Source organism: Streptomyces sp. NPDC002884 (assembly GCF_040295245.1).
Classification (GTDB): Bacteria; Actinomycetota; Actinomycetes; order Streptomycetales; family Streptomycetaceae; genus Streptomyces.
On the sequence record NZ_JBEOVB010000104.1, the window covers coordinates 1 to 1445 of the forward strand.

The following is a 1445-nucleotide window of genomic DNA, read 5'->3' on the forward strand; positions in this document are numbered from 1 at the left end:
GGATGACGCCCAGGATGACGGAGCGTCACCGGCGCACAGCAGCACGATCCACTTCACGGAATCCGTGCCTGAACCAGTTCAGACCGTTAACGCCACCTTGCAGACACAGCGGGTCCGCCACCGGTCGCGGCCCCGGTGATCACTCAGACCAGCGCGGCAGCAGCGGCTCGATCAGCGCACACAAGTCGTCGTCCACGATCCACGGCCGGGTGCTCACAGTTCACGAACGGCTGAATCGTCAGACCGGTCACGCCCCACCAGGTCGTTTTAACAAGATCGTGTTACGAAATCTTGGCGTCGGCCCGCCTCACTGCACATACCTGATCCCTCCGGCATACCACTACGATCACGAGACATCAGACCCCCGGCCACCGCGAGTTCAACTTCAGCAGCGCATTCTTGCTCACCTGCTCTGTCCCTCTCTTCGTGTCAAGCTCAACTCCCACGCTGTAGTGGCGGTACGTCTAGTCTTCACACCTGCGCGCCTGAGACTGATACATGCCGACATCAGCTGAACTTCTAGTGAGGCCGAGTGGTGCCGCACTCATCAACATAAGAGACGTCCGGTCTCCTAAACCTAGTAGGAATGCAGCCTTTAATCAAGAGACTGGCAGTCTGTAGACTGTCGATATGACGACCTTCCAGCGGGCAAGGAACGAGACACAACGCTCCGTACGCAGGCAGCACATCCTGCAGAACGCCGCAGCTATGCTCGCCGAGATGCCCGTCTCTAAACTCAGCCTGAACGAGTTGAGCCGGCGTGTTGGGCTCGCAAAGTCCAATGTACTTCGCTACTTCGAATCGCGTGAAGCCGTGTTGCTTGAACTGCTCGAGCAGAGCGCACGCGACTTCATCACCGAGACGGCCGATCCACTTCGCTCTCTCATTTTGGGACGCGAACCCCTGCACACCAGAATCGAGACAGTCGCATCTGGACTGGCCGCTTCTTTCGCTGCGCGGCCCATGCTGTGTGAGCTGCTCAGCGCACAGGCTGGCGTCCTCGAACACAACATCTCCCTTGACGTTGCGACCCGGTTCAAGAAAGGTGCCCCCGACAGCATTCTCGCGCTGGCCGAGCTTCTTCGCGACCTCTTCCCTGAACTCGACCTGCGTCGCTCTCAGCAGGGTGCCGTCCTTATCATCGTTATGATTTGCGGCTTGTGGACCCACACGCACCCCGCCCAATCAGTGCGCGCCGTCTACGACGCTAACTCGAGCTTCGCCTTTATAGATTCGGACTTTCCGGAAGCCCTCCATCAGACACTACTCGTACTCCTCAAGGGCCTTATAGCATCTACTGACCTTATCGGGTTGCCTTTGCGCGCTGACGTTGGGTGATCCGGGTCTGTGTAACGAGCTGGTGCACGGTAGGCGGTGAGGCGTCGAGGACTGCGGCGGGGCTCGGTGTTCACATCTGTGCTGAGGTCAGGTCCGCAGTTTGCTGG

General features: G+C 59.0%; 1 protein-coding gene. It reads left to right on the plus strand.

Annotation, left to right across the window (positions count from 1 at the left end):
- Positions 1-630: 630 nt before the first annotated feature.
- A complete protein-coding gene (locus ABT070_RS46180) occupies positions 631-1338 on the plus strand; it encodes a TetR/AcrR family transcriptional regulator (protein WP_351769364.1) in 708 nt (235 codons plus the stop codon).
- Positions 1339-1445 lie beyond the last annotated feature (107 nt).